We start from the raw sequence: 19850 nt of genomic DNA on the forward strand, positions 1-19850 counted from the left end.
AATTAGGCTTACCTTAAAACAGCAAGGTGATTATTACCAGCATTGCCACCGCAACCTCGATGAAACCAATCCTCGAGATGGTGACGGTCTGCGGGAAACGCTGCTGAATCAGGGGGACGGCAAGGGAGCGTGCAAATAGCCCTAGCCACACCAAAAGATGCCAGAAAGTGACCCAGCCCAGAATAAAAAACGCCAAGATTACAGCGGTCAAAACAGCGTGAACGCCAACCGAGAAAGCCAGGAATGTCTGAGAGCCGCGAGCCCTAACCAGGGAACGCACATACGGGATAGTTACCCAGTAATAGGAGGTGATAGCCCAGGCAACTACGAACATCCAGCCCCAACCTTGCAAGGTGCCGGTAGGGGAAACCACCCAGTCTACATTGGCAGTGCCGGTATGCTCTAGCCAAGAAATAGCTGCAAAAGAACGAGAAAACTGGGTTCCAATATCGTAAGCGACCAGACTCATAACTCCGGTTGCCAAAATAGTGCTGGTGCGCGCCAAAAATGAGCGTTCGCGGTGACGTACAGACTCGGTCACTGCAATAAGAATCAGCGGGAAGAAAACTAACGCCCACTCCAGCAAGGGCGGAGCCAGTAGAACACTGATAATCCCCAAAACCAGGGTTATTGAGCCATAGACCTGCAAGGGAAGTAGGTAGCGGTCTTTACGGCGCGAGCGCAGCCAAATTCCCCCCACATTAAAGGCAAAATATCCAAAAATCCATAAAGCAAAAACCAGCCAGTGAATCCAAAGTAGTGACGACTCGATAACCCCAACCCAATAGGGGATTAACGCCATTGCCCACGCGCCCTCTTGAGTTGGAATCCAGCCAGCGCGCGCCCAGTGCCTAAAGCCTTTACCTTTATTGCTGTTTCGGCTAACTATTTCTGGGTTTTCGGTGTTTACCTGGGTTTTAGCGGTGTTTTCGCTCTTGTGTACCCGCCGAAATCGGGAGGTGCGTGCCTTTACGCCTGGCAGTTGCAGTTTCTCTAATACGGAAGAACCGTTATCTGCCGTCGGTTTAACCGCAATCTCCTCCGAAGTAGGTTCGCTCGCAGCAGTGGCGAGGTTAGAGGTATCTTTGCCTAGCAGCGGAGCGCGAACTTTTTGAATATTTCCCGTGTTGGGAACGGCAGTAACTCCGCCGGTGGCGGTAACCGTATTTCCGTCCTCGGCGCTAAATCCTTGAGGTTTACGTACCAGCAGTGAACGCCGGTTAGGGCGATTTTCCGGCAGGGGGCTGGCGGTGTCCTGCTCGCTGCTTACGGGGATAGTGGTATCGGGTATGTTTGTGCGCGAAGTATCGCTTAGTCCCTCTTGGCTGCGAGGGCGTTCGGCTTCGTTCGCATTTAACACAAGGGCAACCATACTATGACCAAATCAGATTATGCTTAATCCCCGAGATTCACCTAGGGATACCTATCGTAACTAACGGCACGTTATTGCTGGTTAAAGGGTTTTGTAACACTTCGATTACATTTTCATATCAACCGTAAAGGGTGATTTTTCTTATTTAAGATACATCGGTGTCAGGGAATCCCTGAACAGCGTTAATAAAAATGGACATTAAAATTGCTGGTAACGCGAATTTAGAACAAAGGATACAAATTGTCTGGGACAGCAGTCCTAAGGTGAAAGTATGACTGAAGTTCGTATTCATGGCAGAGGCGGACAAGGGGTTGTAACCGCAGCCGACCTGATTGCCTACGCGGCATTCACCGATGGGCATCACGCACAGGCATTCCCCTCTTTTGGCTCTGAACGCACCGGTGCGCCGGTAGTTTCCTATTGCCGGATTGCAGATAAAGAAATTCGTACCCGCGAACCCGTTCAAGAACCAGACCTGGTAGTGGTGCAAGATGCCACCCTACTGGCGATTATGGACGTATTTTCGGGGCTTAAACCCGGTGGCTTCGCCCTAGTAAATTCGGCAAAAACCGCTGAGGAGCTGGGGATAGCGGAAGTGGTAGCCGCTCACCCCAAAGGGCACGTGGTGATGATTCCCGCAACTGATCTCGCTAAGAAGCACCTGGGTCGCCCACTGCCGAACGCGGTAATGCTGGGGGGAGCCGCCGCCTTAACTGGGATGGTCAGGCTATCTAGCGTTACCCAGGCGATTCAAAACCGTTTCCACGGAAAAGTGGGGCAGGGCAACGTAGCAGCCGCGGTTGCTGCCTATGAAATGGTCAGCTCAATGAAAGAAGAGGGCAACTAACGTGCTAAAACAGATTGAAGGTTCGCAAGCAATCGCGCAATCGGTTGCCGCCTGTAGCCCCGAGGTAATCAGCGCCTACCCGATTAGCCCCCAAACCCATATCGTAGAGGCGCTATCTGCCCTGGTAAAAGCGGGCAAGATGGGCAGCGCGGAATATATAAACGTTGAATCCGAGTTCGCTGCCATGTCGGCGTGTATCGGGGCTTCGGCAGTGGGGGCGCGTACCTATACCGCTACCGCTTCGCAGGGGCTTCTCTACATGGTAGAGGCAGTTTATAACGCTGCCGGGCTGGGGTTGCCCATCGTAATGACGGTGGCTAACCGGGCGATTGGTGGTCCTATCAACATTTGGAATGACCATTCGGACACTATGAGTCAGCGGGAATCCGGCTGGCTGCAACTATTTGCCGAAAATAACCAGGAAGCCTCGGATCTGCACGTACAAGCGTTCAGGATCGCCGAAGAACTTTCGGTTCCCGTGATGGTCTGTATGGATGGCTTCATTTTGACCCATGCGGTCGAACAGGTAGATGTACCTGAAAAAGAGCAGGTAGAACAGTTCCTGCCTCCCTATAATCCCCGCGTCGTCCTCGACCCAGCAGACCCTATCACTATTGGGGCAATGGTGGGGCCGGAAGCATTCACGGAAGTTAAATATCTCCAGCACGTTAAACAGCTGCAAGCTTTAGAGCTGATTCCGCAGGTACAAGCCGAATTTAAGCAGGTATTTGGGCGCGATTCCGGTGGGCTGGTTCGCCCTTACCGGATTGAGGACGCAGAAACCATTATCGTGGCAATGGGTTCGGTGCTGGGCACGATTAAAGACGTGGTGGATCAGCGACGCGAAGCGGGCGAAAAAATCGGGGTACTCGGGATTTGTTCTTTCCGTCCTTTCCCCTTTGAACAGGTCGCCCACTATCTGGGTGGCGCTAAACGCTTCATTTGTTTAGAGAAAGCCTTTAGCCTGGGTATCGGCGGAATCGTGGCTCCTCATTGCCGTTCCGCCCTTTCGATGGTCGGAAAATCGGTTCGCGACTACGAGGTAATCGCCGGCTTGGGCGGACGCAACATTACGGAGCGTTCCCTAAATCAAATGATTGACCAGGCACTAACTGACCAGCTTGAACATTTAACGTTCTTAGATTTAGATCGCGAGCTGGTCGAAGCGGAACTTAAACGCGAACAATCTACTCGCCGTTCTGGTCCGATCAGTGAAAACATTCAACGTCACGCCACTCAGCGTGCCAATGCGGCGCGCGGAATCTAGGAGGTTGGCAATGTCAGCAACTATGAGTGTTCCTCTTCCGACACCAAGTTTTCGTGAAAGCGCCGAAACTGCGATTCCAGCCCGCGAGAACGTAAAGTTTTACCAGGTAGGCTCCTATGCGGTGGGTAACCGCCTGGCGGAACTTGATTATCGTTCCGTCCAGTCTGACCCGAACCGGGTTAATTCATTAACTTCCGGTCACCGTGCTTGCCAGGGGTGCGGGGAAGCCTTGGGGGCGCGTTACGCCCTCGACACCGCAATGGAAGCTGCTGGTCGCGACCTGGTGGCGGTTAATGCTACCGGCTGCCTAGAGGTTTTTTCTACTCCTTACCCCGAAACTGCTTGGACGATTCCTTGGGTTCATTCCCTGTTCGGTAACGCTCCGGCGGTTGCTTCGGGGGCGGCGGCAGCGCTTCGCGCTAAAGGTAAGAAAACCCGGGTGGTTGCCCAGGGCGGAGATGGTGGCACTGTCGATATTGGCATGGGCTGCCTGTCGGGAATGTTTGAACGCAACGACGACGTCCTCTACATTTGTTACGACAATGGTGCCTATATGAATACTGGGGTGCAGCGCAGCGGGGCGACTCCGCCCGCGGCGCGTACCGCCACTACCCAGCCGGTAGGCGAAAAACCCGGAAACGTGTTTGGCCAGGGTAAAGATGTACCACGAATCGCCATGGCACACGAGGTTCCCTATGTTGCTACCGCCACTGTCGCGGATTTGCGCGACCTGGAATACAAGGTACGCAAGGCTATGACTTTTAGCGGTTCGCGCTATATTCATGTGCTGGTTCCCTGCCCGCTAGGTTGGGGCGCGCCCTCTAACCTGACTATTCGCCTGGCGCGCCTAGCCACCCAATGTGGGCTTTTCCCGGTTTATGAGGCAGAGCATGGCGAGATTACCTCGGTAACTAAGCTGCGCCGCCCGGTGCCGGTTACTGAATATATGCGTCCTCAGCGTCGTTTCGCTCACGTGTTTAAACCAGGTCAAGAGGATGTCCTACAAAGAATGCAGCAAATCGCTGACCGGAATATCCGTCGCTACGGTTTGATTGATCCTGATCAGCTTGATGAGGACGTTTTGGAACGTATTTTGGCGGCCGGGGAAGATCCCGAGGGCCGCTACACGAAACGAATTATCGAGGAAGCGTCAAAAGCTAAACGTACCCAAAGTGATGTTTTAGCGGCGCAACCTGCTTCGGGGGAAACTTCGGCTTCTGCAATGCGCCATCTTGCCGCTAATTCGGACGTAAAGGGGGAAAACTAAATGACTGCGACTGAGCTGCCTACACCTAGAGTTCGGGCTGAGGAGAGCGCTCCTTGGGCGGTGACTTTGAATGTGGGGTCTTCGCTGGCGAACGAAACTGGTTCTTGGCGCACTGAACGTCCGGTTTATGTGCATATGCTTCCTCCTTGTAATAAGGCGTGTCCGGCGGGCGAAAACGTGCAGGCTTGGCTTTACCACGCCGAGGAGGGCGATTACGAAGCTGCCTGGCGCGAAATCATGGTAAATAACCCACTACCGGCAACTATGGGACGGGTGTGTTATCACCCTTGCCAGACTGCCTGTAATCGAGGTCAGGTTGATGAAGCGGTGGGGATTAACGCGATTGAGCGTTTCCTGGGCGATAAAGCCATTGAACAGGGCTGGAATGTTAGCGTTGATGCTGCTCCCAGCGGTAAACACGTACTGGTAGTGGGTGCGGGGCCTTCGGGGCTTTCTGCTGCCTATCATCTGCGCCGTCTAGGTCACGAAGTTACCGTAAAAGAAGCGGGTCCCATGGCGGGCGGAATGATGCGGTTCGGGATTCCGAAATATCGTCTGCCCCGCGAGGTGCTCGATGCCGAGATTAAACGGATCGAGGATTTGGGGGTGCGTTTCGAGTTCAACTCTAAGGTTGAAAACGTTGATGACGTGGCCGATGATTTTGATGCCGTATTTTTGGCGGTCGGTGCCCATATTGGGCGTCACGCAGATATTCCTGCTGGTGGCTCTGCGAAAGTTATGGACGCGGTTCAGCTGCTTGCCGATATGGAGGGCGAGGACAAGCCGATGCTAGGGCGGCGGGTTGTTATCTATGGCGGGGGTAATACCGCGATTGATGCTGCTCGTACCGCGAAGCGTTTGGGCGCCGAGGAAGCAGTGATTGTGTATCGCCGTAACCGTGACCGGATGCCTGCCCACGATTCTGAGGTTACAGAGGCCGAGGAAGAGGGGATTATGATGCGCTGGCTGTCCACCATTAAACATATTGATGGCGGCAAACTTACGGTCGAAAAGATGGAACTGGACGAGAACGGTTTCCCTCAACCGACCGGCGAGTTTGAAGAACTCGGCGCCGACTCAGTGGTGATGGCGCTAGGTCAGGAATCTGATTTGGGTCTGGTAGAGCGTGCCCGCGATATTGAAATCGAAAAAGGGGTCGTTCAGGTCGATGGTCAAATGATGACCGGTCGCCGCGGCGTGTTTGCTGGTGGTGACATGGTTCCTTCCGAGCGTACCGTTACAGTGGCAATCGGTCACGGCAAGAAAGCTGCCCGATATATTGACGCTTTCCTGCACGGCACCGAGTACCACAAGCCTCCGGTTACTGGGGACGCTACCTATGATCGGCTTACTAACTGGTATTACGCGGATGCTCCGCACCGGGTACGCGCCAAGATTGAATCTGCCCGCCGGTCTTCTACTTTTGACGAGGTAGTGCAGGGCTTAGATCAGGATTCTGCCCTATTTGAGGCGCGGCGTTGTATGTCTTGTGGCAACTGTTTTGGTTGCGATAACTGTTTCGGGGTGTGCCCGGATAACGCTATCAAGAAGATTAAGCCTGGCGAATACGAGTTCAAGTATGACTACTGCAAGGGTTGCGGTATTTGTGTCGAGGAATGTCCTTGCGGTTCCATCATGATGGTTCCAGAGGAAAACTAGCCGGTGATTAGGCGCGCTAGCGAGTAAATCGGAACCGATATAAACAGGGTAGGCAGCAGGGCGAGGGCTAGTTGTCGCCAGCGATAGTTTTTACCTGCGGGTACGACAAACAGTACGTTTATGCAGCCAACCAGCAGCCCGGAGCCGAAACCTATCCCCAGGGTGGTTACCCAGATTGCTAGGGAGGGGTTGCGGCTGGCGAAGGGGATTGCCAGTGCCAGGTCTGAATATCCGTATAGCACAAAATAGGTGAGTATCCCGGCAGCGATTACCCCTGCGAGGATGCAATATAGCCAGCGAATCCAGGTATGTTTGGTGGGTAGTGCGAGTGTCAGGCTCGCTAGCCCCATGGCTGGTAGCGCCGCCATAGCCAGGAGGTTCATAGTGGGGTAGGCGGTGGATAGTCCCCATGCGGAACCGGCTGCTACCAGGGCACATCCGGTGACTGTGCTGGACAGTGACCAGGTTGTTAGGGGACGGTGTTTACCGCGGGTCATTTCGGCGATAAAGGCTGCAAATACACACCAGGAGAGCACCAGGGGCACCCAGGTGAGGTTGGAGGTTAAAAAAGCAGTTAGGAGGCAACCGATTCCGCTTAATCCCACTACAATCGCGGTGCGTGGGGGGCTGGGGGCTTGAGAAAGGCTGCCCCAACTTATCGCGACCAGCACGGTTACTGTCCCGGCAATAATTATCAGCACGTAGGGGTTCCAGTTCAGGAATAGCAACATAGCTAAGGGCGGGAGCGCCGCTAACAGGGCGACCCACCAGGGGCGGGCAGCTATGGGGGAAGGAGAGTGTTTTAGGTTGGCTGCCATATCTTCCATGTTCTTGATGTTCTCACGGGTTTTGCTCTACGCCCAATTAGTTGTGCCTATTGGATAGCTTTTCATCTACTCTACTAGGCTGTTGTTTATGATGGATTTACCTTTGGGACTGGCGAAGGAATTGATTCCTTTGGCATGGCTTTTGGGTTCTTGGCGGGGCTGGGGTACGGCTCGTTTGTGGAAGAACCTGGAAGATGCTGATGATGAGCGCCAGGAATGTTTTATTTGGCAGGAGACTTCTTTCCGCGCTACTGGCACTTCACTGCAGCAGGTGACGCTAACGTGGGGTGCACAGGCATTTGGGGAAGAGCCTGGTATGCGCGCTGATGCGGCGACGGGGCTTTCTCAGTTACGTCGGGGTGCTTTGCTGTGGCGGGAGGATACTGCCTGGCAGGTGAGGGCGTCGGCGGTTGCTGATAGTGAACAGGAGGCGAGGGCGCGCTGCCGCTTGGATAGTAATGGCGGCCCGTTTACCAGCGAGGTTTCTTGGGAAGCGGTTTCGATGGGGCCTCGGGTTATGGTTTCTTCGCTTAGCGCCCCTAATCCTTTTGAAAAGTTTTCGCGAATGATGGGGCTGGTTTCTTCAGAGCTGTTTTGGGCGCAGGACTCGGTGCTGTTGGACGGAAAGAGCGAGTCTGATTTTTCGGCACGCTTGCTACGTATTCCCGCTGGCGAAGAAACTTTGAATGCTCCGGGGGTGCGCTCGCTTCCGATGCGAGAGGAGGGTTTGCAGTGACTTTTGTTGATAACCAGGTGGCCTTACTCTCGGGGCTTGGGGTTTGTGAGACTGGTTTGGAAGTTTTGACGATTTCAGGCCCGGATGCCCCCTCGTGGCTTACTACTTTGTCTTCGCAAAAAGTTGCAGATATGACGGCCGGTGAGAGCCGTGAAATGCTGTTTTTAGATGCGGCAGGTCATGTTAGCCATGCTGCCGGGATTGTTTGGGCAGGTGAGGTGGCTTGGCTGTTTTCTGCGGATGCACCCGGCTTGGCGGCGTTTTTGGAGTCGATGAAGTTCCACTCGCGGGTGGAGGTTAAGCTGCGTTCTGATTTGTTAGTTTGGGGGTTTTTTGCCCCCAGCGCTGCCCGAGAGGTGTTGGCGGAGTTTGGGCCTATCTGGGCTGACCCTTGGCCGGGGGTTACTGCGGGTGGCACTGCCTATTCTCCTCGCGATTTGGTTCATCCCGGCGAAAGCTATGCTGCGTATTTAGGGATGGTTCCTCGCGCCCAGTTGCCGCAGGTGCGTGCCCGTTTGAATTCGGTTTGGGCTGATTGTTCTTGGCCGGTGGAAACTGAGGATGGCTATAGTTTGTCAGCTCCGGTGTTTGCTGAGGTTTCTGATTGGGATGCTTTGCGGATTGCGGCGTGGCGTCCTTATGGTCGCGATATTGATAAGCGCACTTTGCCGCACGAGTTGGATTGGCTGCGCACGGCGGTACATCTTAATAAGGGATGCTACTGCGGGCAGGAGACAGTGGCACGAATCGTTAATTTGGGTCGCCCGCCGCGCCGCGCCGTGTTTTTGCAGCTTGATGGGGCGCTTTCACAGTTGCCTCCTCCTGGGGCGGAGCTGTTTTCTGCTGATGGCCGGGTGGGTAGTGTGCTTTGCTGCGCTAATCATTTTGAGGACGGCCCGATTGCTTTGGGTTTGGTTAAGCGCGCGGCTCCTCTGGGGCAGTTAAGTGTTTCGTGGCGAGCCGGGGACGAGGAGTTTTCTTTACCGGCTTTGCAACGCCTGATTGTGGATTCTTCTGGGGTTTCTTGGCGCGGGCAGGTGAGCGTTGATCGCAAAGGCTTTTTTGATTTGAAACCGCCCTCTGCTGCACGTTCTTTGAATATCGGAGGATAGGTAGGGTTTTATGCGCTCTCTAGTTCAACGGGTTTCATCGGCAGAGGTCTCCGTAGCGGGGGAGGTAGTCGGCCGTCTTGACCGCCAAGGACTGTTGGTGTTTGTGGGGGTTACCCCCGGTGATGGGCAGGCTGAGATTGATTGGATGGTGCGCCGTCTGCTTAATCAACAGGTTTTTGAGGACGGATCGTCAGTTTTGAGCGCGGGCGCGCCTTTGTTGGTGGTTTCGCAGTTTACTTTGTATGGTTCGGTTCGTAAGGGGCGCCATCCCTCGTGGACTCATGCTGCGCCGGGTGAGGTGGCGCGTCCTATTTTTGAGAAACTGGTTGCGGATTTGCGCGCTGGGGGCGCACAGGTTCAGACTGGGATTTTTGGGGCTATGATGCAGGTTTCCCTGGTTAATGAGGGACCTTTTACTTTGTGGCTGGCAAAGGAGCCACCAGGCTTTCCGTTATGAGTTGCTCCTTTTATTCGTGAGTCGCCCTGCCAGTTGGCGCGGCAGCCGGTGGTGGCTAAGGAAACGTTCGCGCTATAGCTGAGTGCTTTAGTTGGGTTCGGGGGTATAGGGGTTGTTTCAGTGGCTGGCGGCGGATCCAGACCGGACGCTCTAATGGGTTTTTAATTGTTAGGGGCGTTGTGGAGGGTGTTATCCCTGTGAATCTATGCACGTTTTATGGCTCTTTGTCAGTAAAGGTTCGCGAAACCTACTGCTAGTAGCGACTTAACATCTAAAGATTAGCTAAGTAAATGGCGAAGAACTCGCTAAATGCTATTGCGTTTCTGCATGAAAATCTAGTAACATGGTAGCTGCATTAAACTATATTAACTGCACTCAGACAAGTTAATAGTGTTCCTGTCGGCATTAACAACAGGTCAGGTCCCTCCAGACGGGCATTTGGGCATGACATAACCCAGACGAACGTCTCCTCAGGACTTGTTGGTGGAGATGCCGATCCCTCCTTCTAGTAGACACAGGATGAATAATGATTAACAGTCAAACTGCGAAGTTGTTGCGGCGCTGGATTGTTGCAGGTTTAGCTGCCGCTTTAGCTCTGGCCTGGACTATCACCACCCTGGTAGCCCCCTCCCAGGCCTCCGATGGGGAAAGCGCCCAATTAGATAAGAACTTTAAAGCTGTCGAAGCCGGAATGAACTTCCAGGAAAGAGAGGACAAAAACTGGGATGTTGCCAATCCGCCTTTCACCGAGGGAACTGAATTCTGGCCAAGGCAGTTTGGTCAAAATCCACGGAATAACAAGTGGGAGGATTTTGCAAAAAGAGATTTATATAATAATGCGGTAAAGGAAAGCAATGGCTGGTCAAATGACTGGGAGGCAGAATTCTCGGACAGCTTCCGCAGACATAATGCAAACTACTTGATGGTCAAGAATCGTCAAGATGTTTATCAGGATGTTAATCAGCACGGTTTTCTTACGAAAGCACCTGAATACTATACCAGCATATTCTGTGCTCAACCCGAGTTAAAAATTGATTCTTCTTGGTTAGATCCGGGCAAGCCGGGACATTTAAATAAAGCTTTGAAAGTATCGATTGATGCTGACGATAGAGTGGGTTATGTTAAAGCAAATAGAAAAGTTTCCGATCCGGATATTCAACGCCAACTAAAAGCCCTCGCTTACATCTATAACGGTGGCGATCGTCGCCTTATGGATATTGATACTCGTTTCCCAGCTGGGAAAGATTTTTACGAGCAAAACAAGATTCTAATTGAGGAGCATAAAGCTGCCTTAGCGGAGATGAATAAGCTCGATAAATACGAGAAAAATGGGGCTGCACAAGCTCTGATTTGGGCAATTGAGAAGAATTCTGACGCGAATGGAATTATTGTTTATCGAAAAGGCGAGGTTAATTGGAAAGTTACCAACGCAGCTCGCGCAATTCTACCTCGTATTAGGAACATAGCGAATGCTGAAATTAAAATGTGGCAGGCCTATCAAGCCCTTAAAGAGCAGAAAATTGCCGATTGGAATGCATACAAAAAGGCTCTGGAAAAGTGGAAAGCCGAAACTGCTGCCAGCATGGCCAAGGACGAAGCTACTTATCAAACCAATAAGCAGCTCCTGGAATCGATTCGACTTAGCGTAAGTCGCGCCGATGACACTCATTTCCGAGTAAATCTGATTGGCAGCTCCGAAGCTATAGCCCTATTGCAACAGGCTAAAGGGAGCTTGCAAATTAGCGGGTCTAGTAACCTAGAGCTTCCCTCTGATTTGTCAATAGCAAAGGCAGCTTCTCCATCTGGAATTTTAGTAGCTGTTAAGTTTGACCCCCGCCTTGCATGTTCCGGTAAAGCTCAGCGTGCCAGTATTCAGGCCTCGTTCAAAGGTAGTATCGAGCTAACCCGCACCTACATATTTAAGAATGCGGGCGGGTATGTTCAGTTCCAATCACAAGTAAACCTTGGTAAGTACGCAGTAGCAGTATCCGGCTCGGCGGAAAGCTCCTTTGACTTCATCTCTACTTGCCCGGTGGCTCCGGAGCCTAGTATTGGCACTACTTTAGAAGGTACTGATGGCGCTAAAGCAATCGATACCGCGGGTAAAGCCGATACCGACACGGTCACCCTCACCGACAAGGTAGCCTTCAAGAATCTTAAAGGCGGACAAAACTACGTCATCAAAGGCGAACTCGTAGATGGTGATGGCAACAGCGTAGGCGTAACCGCCGTCTCTGACCCCTTTGACCCCAAAGCGTCCGGGGCAAGCGACAACGGCAATGGCTACTACTCCGGAACCATCAACATCAAGTTCCAAGTACCAGTAGCTAAAATCCGTGAAAACGCGAAACTGGTAGCCTTTGAGACCCTCTACCAGGGCACAAACCCTGACACCGGGATCAAAGTTACCGAACACAAAGACAAGACCGACGAAAACCAGACCGTAACCGAAAAATCCCGCATCGGGACCAGTGCCCAGGCACAAGGCGAATCCACCGACAACGGTAAAGTAGCCGTACCCGAAGAAGGTAAAGACGTCCTCATCAAAGACACGGTTACCTGGAACAAGCTGAACCCCGGAACCTACACCCTCAGCGGACAGCTGATGAAGAAAGTAGGAAACCAGGTAACCCCGGTAGAGGGCACTAAAGCAGCTAAAAACTTCACGGTAAACGCGGGAGAGCTAAAGGGCACCCAGGAACTAACGTTCACCTTGCCCGCTAAGCAAATCGAAGCAGGTGCCTCCTATGTGGTTTACGAAAAAGTATTCAAAGGTGCTGACAACACTGCCGGAATCCTCGTGGCATCCCACGAAGACCCCAACGACAAGGGACAAACCGTAACCGTTAATCCCAAACAGCACAAGCTACCCACCATTAAAACCAAAGCGTGGGTACGCGACGACGGTAACACCCTGATTTCCAGCGTTGAAGCAAACGGCAAAGACTTCAAAGTCAAAGACCAAATCGAATACCAAAACCTGAAAGCCGGAACCTACACCGCTTTCGCCACCCTGGTAAACAAAGACAACCCGAAAGACATAATCGCTAGCGGACGTCAAGTATTCACCAACGGCACCGAAAACGGAAGCACCCTGGTAGAACTTACCGTACCCGGTTCAAAAGTAAAAGCCGACGGAAAATACGTAGTATTCGAACGCATCTACCAAGGTGAGCAAAGCACCGAGCCGAGTGGCGACCCCTACGCGAAACACGAAGAAATCACCGATGGTTCCCAAACCATCACCGTGACCCCCAAGAACCCGGTACCAGCCGAGTTCAAGATCGTGAAAAAGACCGTAGGTGGCAACACCGACACCGATCGGGTATTCGACTTCGATGTAAGCTGTGACGGGTTCAAGACCACCGCCACCGTGTTGGTGCGCAAAGGCGAAACCCAAGGTGAGACCACCGTCTCTAACAAGGCACTCACCAGCGGCATGAGCTGCCAGGTAAGTGAAAAAGCAGTCACCGACACCCTGAACACGGTAAAAGTTAAATTCACTGGCACCGAAACCAACAATGACGGTACCGTAGCGAAGTTCAACCTCACCGAGGACAACGCTAAGACCGTAGTGGTGACAGCCACCAACACTTACACGCCGAAAGAAGCAAAATTCACCGTTCGCAAGAATGTAGAAGCAGCCGGAGTAACCCACTTCAGTGTGCCGAACTCCTTCGACTTCTCCTACCAGTGTGACGGAGATGCTTCCTGGAAGGCTCTACCTAGCTTGAAAGCAGGCGAAACCTCCGCGGCAGTTAAAGTAAAGCCCGGTGTAACCTGCAGGATCAAGGAAAATAGTGCGACCCCGGAGAACTTGGATCGGCAACTGCAATGGCAAGGCGCCCAAAGCGTGGCCGCAGGAGTAGCAACCTTCAAGGCAGAAGCTGCCAGCCAGCTCGCCCTAGTTGCCACCAACACCTACACCGAGAAGACCGGGCAACTGGAAATCTCTAAGCAGGTAGTAGACGGAACTGCTGGTGCTGGTAAGATTCCGGGCACATTTGAAATGAAATACATCTGTGCCACCGGACAGAGAGCCGAAAGCGTAACCAAGCCGCTAACCTCCATTAGCGTAAACAAAGGTGAAACCAAGAAGATTACTGGTATCCCAGTAGGTTCCCAATGTGCAGTCTACGAAGATACCACCGGTATCAACGTACAGAACACCACTTTGACCACCACCTTTAATGGTCAAGCACCTCAGCAGGTGACCATCGGGGGACACGTACTGCACAACGCAGCACTATCCAACCCGATTAAAGCTGGCGAAAGCCAAAAAGCTACCATCAGCGTAGAAAACAAATACGTAAACCAAAAAGTTGGTGGCTTCGAGGTAGAGAAACTCGTCTCCGGAGTAGTAGACCCCGGCACCGTCCTTAAAGACGTAGCCTTCGACTTCGGATACTCCTGCCAGATTCCCGGAAACGCTAACGCGGTTAAAGGCAGCTTCAAGCTCAAGCACGGCCAAACCTTCACCAGCGCGGACCCTGCCAACCCGCAGCTAAATAACCTGCCGGTAAACACCGTATGTAAAGTATGGGAAGAAACCCCCAAGTCCAGTGAAAATGCTGACTATGTGGGTTCCAGTTTGCAGGCAAGCGCTACCAACGGTGCGGAAGTAACCGGAACTGATGGAAAACTTGAACTGACCATCAAGCTGAATAAAGCCGCTGCGAAAGCAAAAATCCTGGCAACCAACCAGTACAGCCAGCAGCTCGGCGGATTCACCCTGAAGAAAGAAGTTCAAGGCAGCGCCGACAAGGCACTAAACATCCAGTCCTACAAGTTCAAACTGACCTACAAGGACGGCTCCAACACCCAAGAGATTGAAAAAGCAATCACACCCGGTGGTTCCTACTCTGCCTGGGGTCTACCCCTCGGTAGCCAAGTACAGGTAGAAGAACTCGGAGCTATCGACAACAACGGCAAGTTCATCCCGTTCAACGAGCTATCCACCGCCCAGGTAAACCACTCCCTCAGCTGGAATGGAACCCGCGATGATAACTCCACTTCCGCCACCAACAGCTTCACCATCAATAAAGCGATGACCGAAGCCCAGTGGAAAGAAAACGGTAAACAAGCCAACCTGGTAGTTAAAGCCACCAACGTCTACAAGCAGATTGAACAAAAAGGCACTTTCTCCGTACAAAAGACCACGGTTAAAGTAGCAGGTGAAAGCGCCGCTAAGGTAAAGGATTTACCTGCCAGCTACAACTTCACCTACAACTGTGAAGGCACTCAAGGCAACATCAACAATGTAAAGCCCGGTGGAGAACCGGTGGTAGCGCCCGCACAATTCAAAGCGGGAACCGTCTGCACCCTAACCGAGCAGCAGATTCTACCTGCCGGAACCAACGGTCAAACCGTTAGCTGGACAGTAGACGGTAAAGGCGCTGGAGTCGGCCCAGCCTCCGGACAGAGCGTAACCTTCACCATCGGTGCAGACGCTAAAACCCCGGTAAAGGTACAGGCAGCCAACGAATACCAGACCCTCGATAAACCCCGGATTGCTACCGAGCTTAAAGGCGAAGGACGCAATGGGAATATCGACTTGGTTCAGGAAGCTGACCACACCTACACCCTGACTGACAAGATTAGTTACTGGAACCTACAGGTCGGTAAGACCTACAAGTTCTCCGGTGAACTAGTTGTGCCCAACGCTGACAAGACCAGCGCCACCGGCACCGGTATTAAAGCCGAAAAGGAAGTTACCATTACCAGCCCCAACGGCGTAGTGGAACTGCCGTTCAAACTAACCCAGGCACAAGTACTCAAATACTCAACCCTGGTAGCCTTCGAACAGCTTGACCTGAAAGTAGACGGCGGATTCGAGCCGGTCACCGACCACAAAGATCCTAAAGACGAAAACCAGACCAAGCATGTGAACCCCTGGATAGCCACCGTGCTAACCGACGAGGCCAAGAATAAGCAGATTGACACCACCGGTAAAGCCGATAGCGATATCGTAAACCTGGTAGATGTGGTTAAATACCACAACCTGGAAGCAGGAAAGACCTATCACCTCACCGGTAAACTGGTAGACGGTAAAGGAAACCCGATTGGTGTAGACGCAACCTCCGAGCCGTTCACCGTGCCCGGAGAAGCCGGAACCCGCCAGTCAGGCGAAGTCAAGATGACCTTCAAAGTCACCGTGGCTCAAATCCGTCAAAATGCCAAACTGGTAGCCTTTGAGTACCTTCGTGACGGGAAACCGAACAACCCCGGTGATGGAACAGTAGTCACCAAGCACGAAGATCCTAAAGATGAAAACCAGACCGTAAACGAAGGTCCGCGCGCCGGAACCACCGCGACCAACACGGCGGGAACTAAAGTATTCGACGCGAAGACCCAGGCGAAAGTGCTAGACCGGGTAACCTGGTCGAAACTACCTGCCGGAAACTACGTACTGGTCGGCACGCTGATGGACAAAGGAACCAACCAGGCAGTACCGAACGTTACCGCCCCGGTAGTGAAGTTCACGGTAGCACCTGACCAGCTGAGCGGCGTCCTAGAAATGACCTTCCAGATACCCGCCGAGCAGGTCAAAGCCAAGTCACAGTTTGTAGCGTTTGAAAAGATTTACCGCCAAGGAGACGTCGACGATAGCGGCAAAGTTATCGGCGGCAAAACCCCGGTAGTAGAACACTCCGATTTGAACGATGCGGATCAGACCGTAAACATCGGTGAAGAACCGCAAAGCCCGGTAACTCCGAAACTATCCCTAGAAAAGGTAGTCAAGAGCGAAGGACTAGAGATTCCTGCCTCCAAAGAGTTCAACTTCACCATGAAGTGCTCCAACCCGGCAGACGGAACTACCAAAGAACATCACTACTCTGTGACCGCAGGAACTCCGGTAGCACTGCACTACATTAAAGGCGCAAACTGTACCCTAACCGAGGACAAAGCTGCCGCTAAAGTAGCAGGAACTGCTCCCACCAAGACCGAGTTCACCGCGAACTCACCGAAAGTAGGGTTAATCAGTTCGGAAAACTCCGCATCATTCAAGATGCCGGCAGAAGAACTAACCGAGGTGAATATCAAGTTCACCGCGACCAACACCTACCCGGTACCTGAAAAGCCGACCGTAGCGACCTCCGCCAAGGATGTCGCCGGCACCAAGGGAATGTATGGGCAAACCAAGGACGCTAACCAGGTTTACGCCGGAAGCTCCGCCGAGATTATTGATGAAGTTTCCTGGGCAAACCTCTTGCCTGGTGACTACGTACTCATCGGTAAACTCATGGACAAGGCAACCGGAAACCCGGTAACCTCCTACAGCTCCGCACCGGTTAAGTTCACGGTTAAAGAGGGCGAAAAGACCGGTAAACAGGACATCAAGTTCACGGTTACCGGCGACTCGCTGAAAGCCAACAACTCCTACGTGGTATTCGAATATGTTTACCGTGCAGGAGACGTCAACGGGGTAACCCCGAACCAGGACGCGAAAGTAGTTGCCAGTCACGAGGACATTAAAGACAGTGACCAAACCGTTCAGGCAATCACTCCTCCGTCTCCACCCGCAGCGAAAGTGAAAGTAAAGAAGACGGTAGAGGCTACTGGCATGAGCGTAGCTGGAAACCGCGCCTACTACTTCACCATTACCTGCCACGACAAGGACGGTAAAGAGGCTGGAACCAGTACCCTACTGGTACGTCCTAACGCTCCTACCGAGGTAAACGGGCTACGTTCCGGCTACGTATGCTCTATTACCGAAGATTTGCGTAACGCCATTGAGCAAGAGGTAACCCCCGCAGTTTCGCTAACCAGCGGAACCGCAGGATTCAGCGTACAGCAAGACTCCACCGCAGGGTCGGCACACTTCACAGTACCGGCAGCAACCGAACAGGTTCCGGAAGTACTGGTGAACGTAACCAACACCTACAACAAGATGGGCAAACCGGAACTGCAAACCAACGCGGTAACCGATAACGGTACTAAATCAGTACAGGCTGGAACCGCGACCACGGTAACCGACACCGTTACCTGGAAGAACCTGCCAGAAGGCAAGTACCTGCTGACCGGTAACCTCATGCACATCAATGGAAACAACGCTGCTCCGGTAGCGGGAGTAACCAACGAACCAGTGGTAGTTGAAATCACCAAGGACAACTCCTTGGCAGGTAGCACCACCATGAAGTTCAAAGTTCCCGCAAACGCGATCAGTCAAGCTGGCAAGTACGTGGTATACGAATACCTGTACAAGTTCGAGGACACTGATGGCACTAAACCGAAGCCGAACACCTCCGCTGTGGTTTCCCACAACGACCCCAGTGATGATAATCAGACAGTGACCGTTACCGAGGCTCCCTCGGTAAGCACCACTGCCACCACTGACGGGGTAAACGATAAGGAAATCCAAAAAGGGAAAGCTGCGGTCGTAACCGATACCGTAAACTGGAAGCATCTAGCAGCCGGTGAATACATCGCACTAGGTGAGCTGGTAGACCAAAAAGGCAACCCGGTAGCGGGCGCAACCACTAAAGCGGTAGCGTTCACCGTAAACCAGGGAGAAGATGCCGGAAGCGTAGTTACCAAGTTCCAGGTACCGGCATCGGCAACCACCAACGCCGGAACCAAGTTCGTAGTATTCGAGCGAATCTACCATGCCAGTGACGTTGATTCCAAGACCGGAAGGCCTGCCGACAATGCTAAGCCGGTGGTATCCGAACTTGACCTCAACTCGGCCAACCAGACCGTGACAGTCGTAGAAAAGCCGCAAGGTCCGCCTGCGATTACCTTCACCAAGGTGACCGAAAAAGCCATGGCTGGGGAAGTACCTGACCAAGACCGCAAGTTCAAGTTCACCATCAGCTGTGACAAGAACTTCGGGGGCGCCTTCGAGTTCGAAATGCCCGCGGGAGTATCAGCTTCCCTACCTGGAGGTAAGCAGCTACAGAGCGGAACAGTCTGTACCCTCACCGAGATGCTGACCGATGAAGCGAATCCGGACGGAATCTTGCCGAGCGCGATTAGCTTCAGCTCCTCCAACCCGGCAATGACAGTCTCGAAGATAAACAACCAGACAGCCCAGTTCACGGTACCTAACGTAGATACTGATGTGATTCCGGAAATCCAAATCACTATTAGGAACGTCTACAGCAAGGGATACCCTGCGCTCGGGACGGTTGCGCGCGACAACGCCGACCAAGACAAGGTAGTAAACGTTAAGAAAGGCGAACCTGCCCAAGTTCAAGACGTTGCCACCTGGAAGAATCTGCCTGCTGGTGACTACACCATGATTGGTACGCTGATGGACAAACTAACCGGCAAGCCAGTTATCGGTGCTAACACCCCGGCAGTAAACTTCACTGTCAAGAAAGGTGAAAAGACCGGGACAGTTACCGCCCTATTTACCGTGCCCGCCGAAAACGTCTCTACCAAGGCAAGTTGGGTAGTATTTGAAAAAGTCTACAAAGCTGGCGACGTAACCGACGGCAAGGTGAAAGAGGGAGCCAACCCGGTTGTTGATCACGCGAATATCGAGGACGCGGATCAGACAGTCAGCGTAACTCCACCTCCTGCCGGGCCGGAACCCAAGAGCCCTGAAATTGCTACCGTTGCGAAGAATGGGACCACCTACACAGATGGAACCAAAGATTCCAACCTTGGCAAACAGGTTCTAACCGCCGGTCAAGATGCAATCGTCGTAGACACCGTTAAGTGGAGCAACCTGGAACCGGGTGAATACACCATCACCGGTACCCTGATGGATAAAGCCACTAAAGCGCCTGTAACCTACCTAGACAAGGACGGGAAGCAGCAAAATGGGGCAGAAGCCACCAAGGGATCATTCACCGTTAAGAAAGGTGAAACCAGTGGGGAAGCCAAAGTCTACTTCCGGGTGAAAGGTCAAGCGATTCAAGCTAATAACCAATATGTGGTGTACGAGGATCTATACAAGACCGCAGACACCACCGATGGTAAACCCAACCCGGGTGCGGAAATCGTTGCCAAACACCATGACATTAACGATGCGGCACAAACCCTGAGCGTAGATAACCCCACGCCAGGAACTCCGCCAGAGACACCTAAGACCCCGAACACTCCAGGAACTACACCACCTCCGAATCCGGGCACTACACCGCCCCCATTCCCGCGGGTAGTTCGCACCATCCTAGCCAAGACTGGTTCAACTACCGGAATCATGGTTATGACTGGTGTTCTCGCAATGGTAGCCGGAGTTGGATTAGTGCTAATCCGTCGCTACCAGCGTGAAGAACTCGAGGACTAGGAAACTAAACATAAATGAATAACTAGAAGGACCTTGGGGTCGGAAGATAATCTTCCGACCCCAAGTGCTATA

General features: G+C 52.7%; 10 protein-coding genes. 8 read left to right on the forward strand and 2 right to left on the reverse strand.

Annotated elements, in window-relative coordinates; translation table 11 throughout:
• Positions 1–13: 13 nt before the first annotated feature.
• On the reverse strand, positions 14–1372 hold the full coding sequence (locus PG728_RS04480) for a YwiC-like family protein (RefSeq protein ID WP_270626047.1): 1359 nt from the start codon (positions 1370–1372) through the stop codon (positions 14–16).
• Positions 1373–1643: 271 nt separating this feature from the next.
• Here PG728_RS04480 and PG728_RS04485 point away from each other — a divergent pair, with 271 nt between their 5' ends.
• Genes PG728_RS04485 through PG728_RS04500 form a run of 4 tightly spaced genes read left to right on the forward strand, consistent with a single transcriptional unit; the run spans position 1644 to position 6412 of the window.
• Positions 1644–2219 (forward strand): 2-oxoacid:acceptor oxidoreductase family protein, encoded by a 576-nt coding sequence (locus PG728_RS04485; RefSeq protein WP_270626048.1) that lies wholly within the window; start codon positions 1644–1646, stop codon positions 2217–2219.
• Position 2220: 1 nt separating this feature from the next.
• Positions 2221–3486: a pyruvate ferredoxin oxidoreductase gene (porA, locus tag PG728_RS04490; protein ID WP_270626049.1), complete on the forward strand. Its 1266-nt coding sequence runs from the start codon at positions 2221–2223 to the stop codon at positions 3484–3486.
• 10 nt (positions 3487–3496) lie between these two features.
• Positions 3497–4753 (forward strand): thiamine pyrophosphate-dependent enzyme, encoded by a 1257-nt coding sequence (locus tag PG728_RS04495; RefSeq protein ID WP_270626050.1) that lies wholly within the window; start codon positions 3497–3499, stop codon positions 4751–4753.
• Positions 4754–6412: an NAD(P)-binding protein gene (locus PG728_RS04500; RefSeq protein ID WP_270626051.1), complete on the forward strand. Its 1659-nt coding sequence runs from the start codon at positions 4754–4756 to the stop codon at positions 6410–6412.
• On the opposite strand, the gene PG728_RS04505 is transcribed toward PG728_RS04500, so the two are convergent.
• Positions 6409–7239, reverse strand: coding sequence for a hypothetical protein (locus tag PG728_RS04505; RefSeq protein WP_270626052.1), 831 nt, complete (start codon positions 7237–7239; stop codon positions 6409–6411). The two genes, PG728_RS04500 and PG728_RS04505, sit on opposite strands and share 4 nt — an antisense overlap.
• A gap of 88 nt (positions 7240–7327) precedes the next feature.
• On the opposite strand from PG728_RS04505, the gene PG728_RS04510 reads away from it, so the two are divergent.
• The 4 genes from PG728_RS04510 to PG728_RS04525 all read left to right on the forward strand — a co-directional run bounded on the left by PG728_RS04510 (position 7328) and on the right by PG728_RS04525 (position 19778).
• Entirely contained in the window at positions 7328–7975 is a 648-nt protein-coding gene (locus PG728_RS04510; protein WP_270626053.1) for a heme-binding beta-barrel domain-containing protein, read from the forward strand.
• The gene (gene ygfZ / locus PG728_RS04515; protein ID WP_270626054.1) at positions 7972–9087 is read left to right on the forward strand and encodes a CAF17-like 4Fe-4S cluster assembly/insertion protein YgfZ; all 1116 of its coding nucleotides are present in this window, start codon (positions 7972–7974) and stop codon (positions 9085–9087) included. The genes PG728_RS04510 and ygfZ overlap by 4 nt, the downstream gene beginning before the upstream one ends.
• Positions 9088–9097: 10 nt before the next feature.
• Positions 9098–9544, forward strand: a complete 447-nt coding sequence (gene dtd, locus PG728_RS04520) for a D-aminoacyl-tRNA deacylase (protein ID WP_270626056.1) — start codon at positions 9098–9100, stop codon at positions 9542–9544.
• A 526-nt stretch (positions 9545–10070) separates the two neighbouring features.
• Positions 10071–19778: a VaFE repeat-containing surface-anchored protein gene (locus tag PG728_RS04525; RefSeq protein ID WP_270626057.1), complete on the forward strand. Its 9708-nt coding sequence runs from the start codon at positions 10071–10073 to the stop codon at positions 19776–19778.
• Positions 19779–19850 lie beyond the last annotated feature (72 nt).

The organism is Varibaculum timonense, from assembly GCF_027694345.1.
Classification (GTDB): Bacteria; Actinomycetota; Actinomycetes; order Actinomycetales; family Actinomycetaceae; genus Varibaculum; species Varibaculum timonense_A.

Coding starts and splice junctions, on each gene's coding strand:
- PG728_RS04480 (WP_270626047.1), bottom strand. CDS start 1,372: ATGGTTGCCCTTGTGTTAAATGCGAACGAAGCCGAACGCCCTCGCAGC.
- PG728_RS04485 (WP_270626048.1), top strand. CDS start 1,644: ATGACTGAAGTTCGTATTCATGGCAGAGGCGGACAAGGGGTTGTAACC.
- PG728_RS04495 (WP_270626050.1), top strand. CDS start 3,497: ATGTCAGCAACTATGAGTGTTCCTCTTCCGACACCAAGTTTTCGTGAA.
- PG728_RS04500 (WP_270626051.1), top strand. CDS start 4,754: ATGACTGCGACTGAGCTGCCTACACCTAGAGTTCGGGCTGAGGAGAGC.
- PG728_RS04505 (WP_270626052.1), bottom strand. CDS start 7,239: ATGGAAGATATGGCAGCCAACCTAAAACACTCTCCTTCCCCCATAGCT.
- PG728_RS04510 (WP_270626053.1), top strand. CDS start 7,328: ATGATGGATTTACCTTTGGGACTGGCGAAGGAATTGATTCCTTTGGCA.
- dtd (WP_270626056.1), top strand. CDS start 9,098: ATGCGCTCTCTAGTTCAACGGGTTTCATCGGCAGAGGTCTCCGTAGCG.
- PG728_RS04525 (WP_270626057.1), top strand. CDS start 10,071: ATGATTAACAGTCAAACTGCGAAGTTGTTGCGGCGCTGGATTGTTGCA.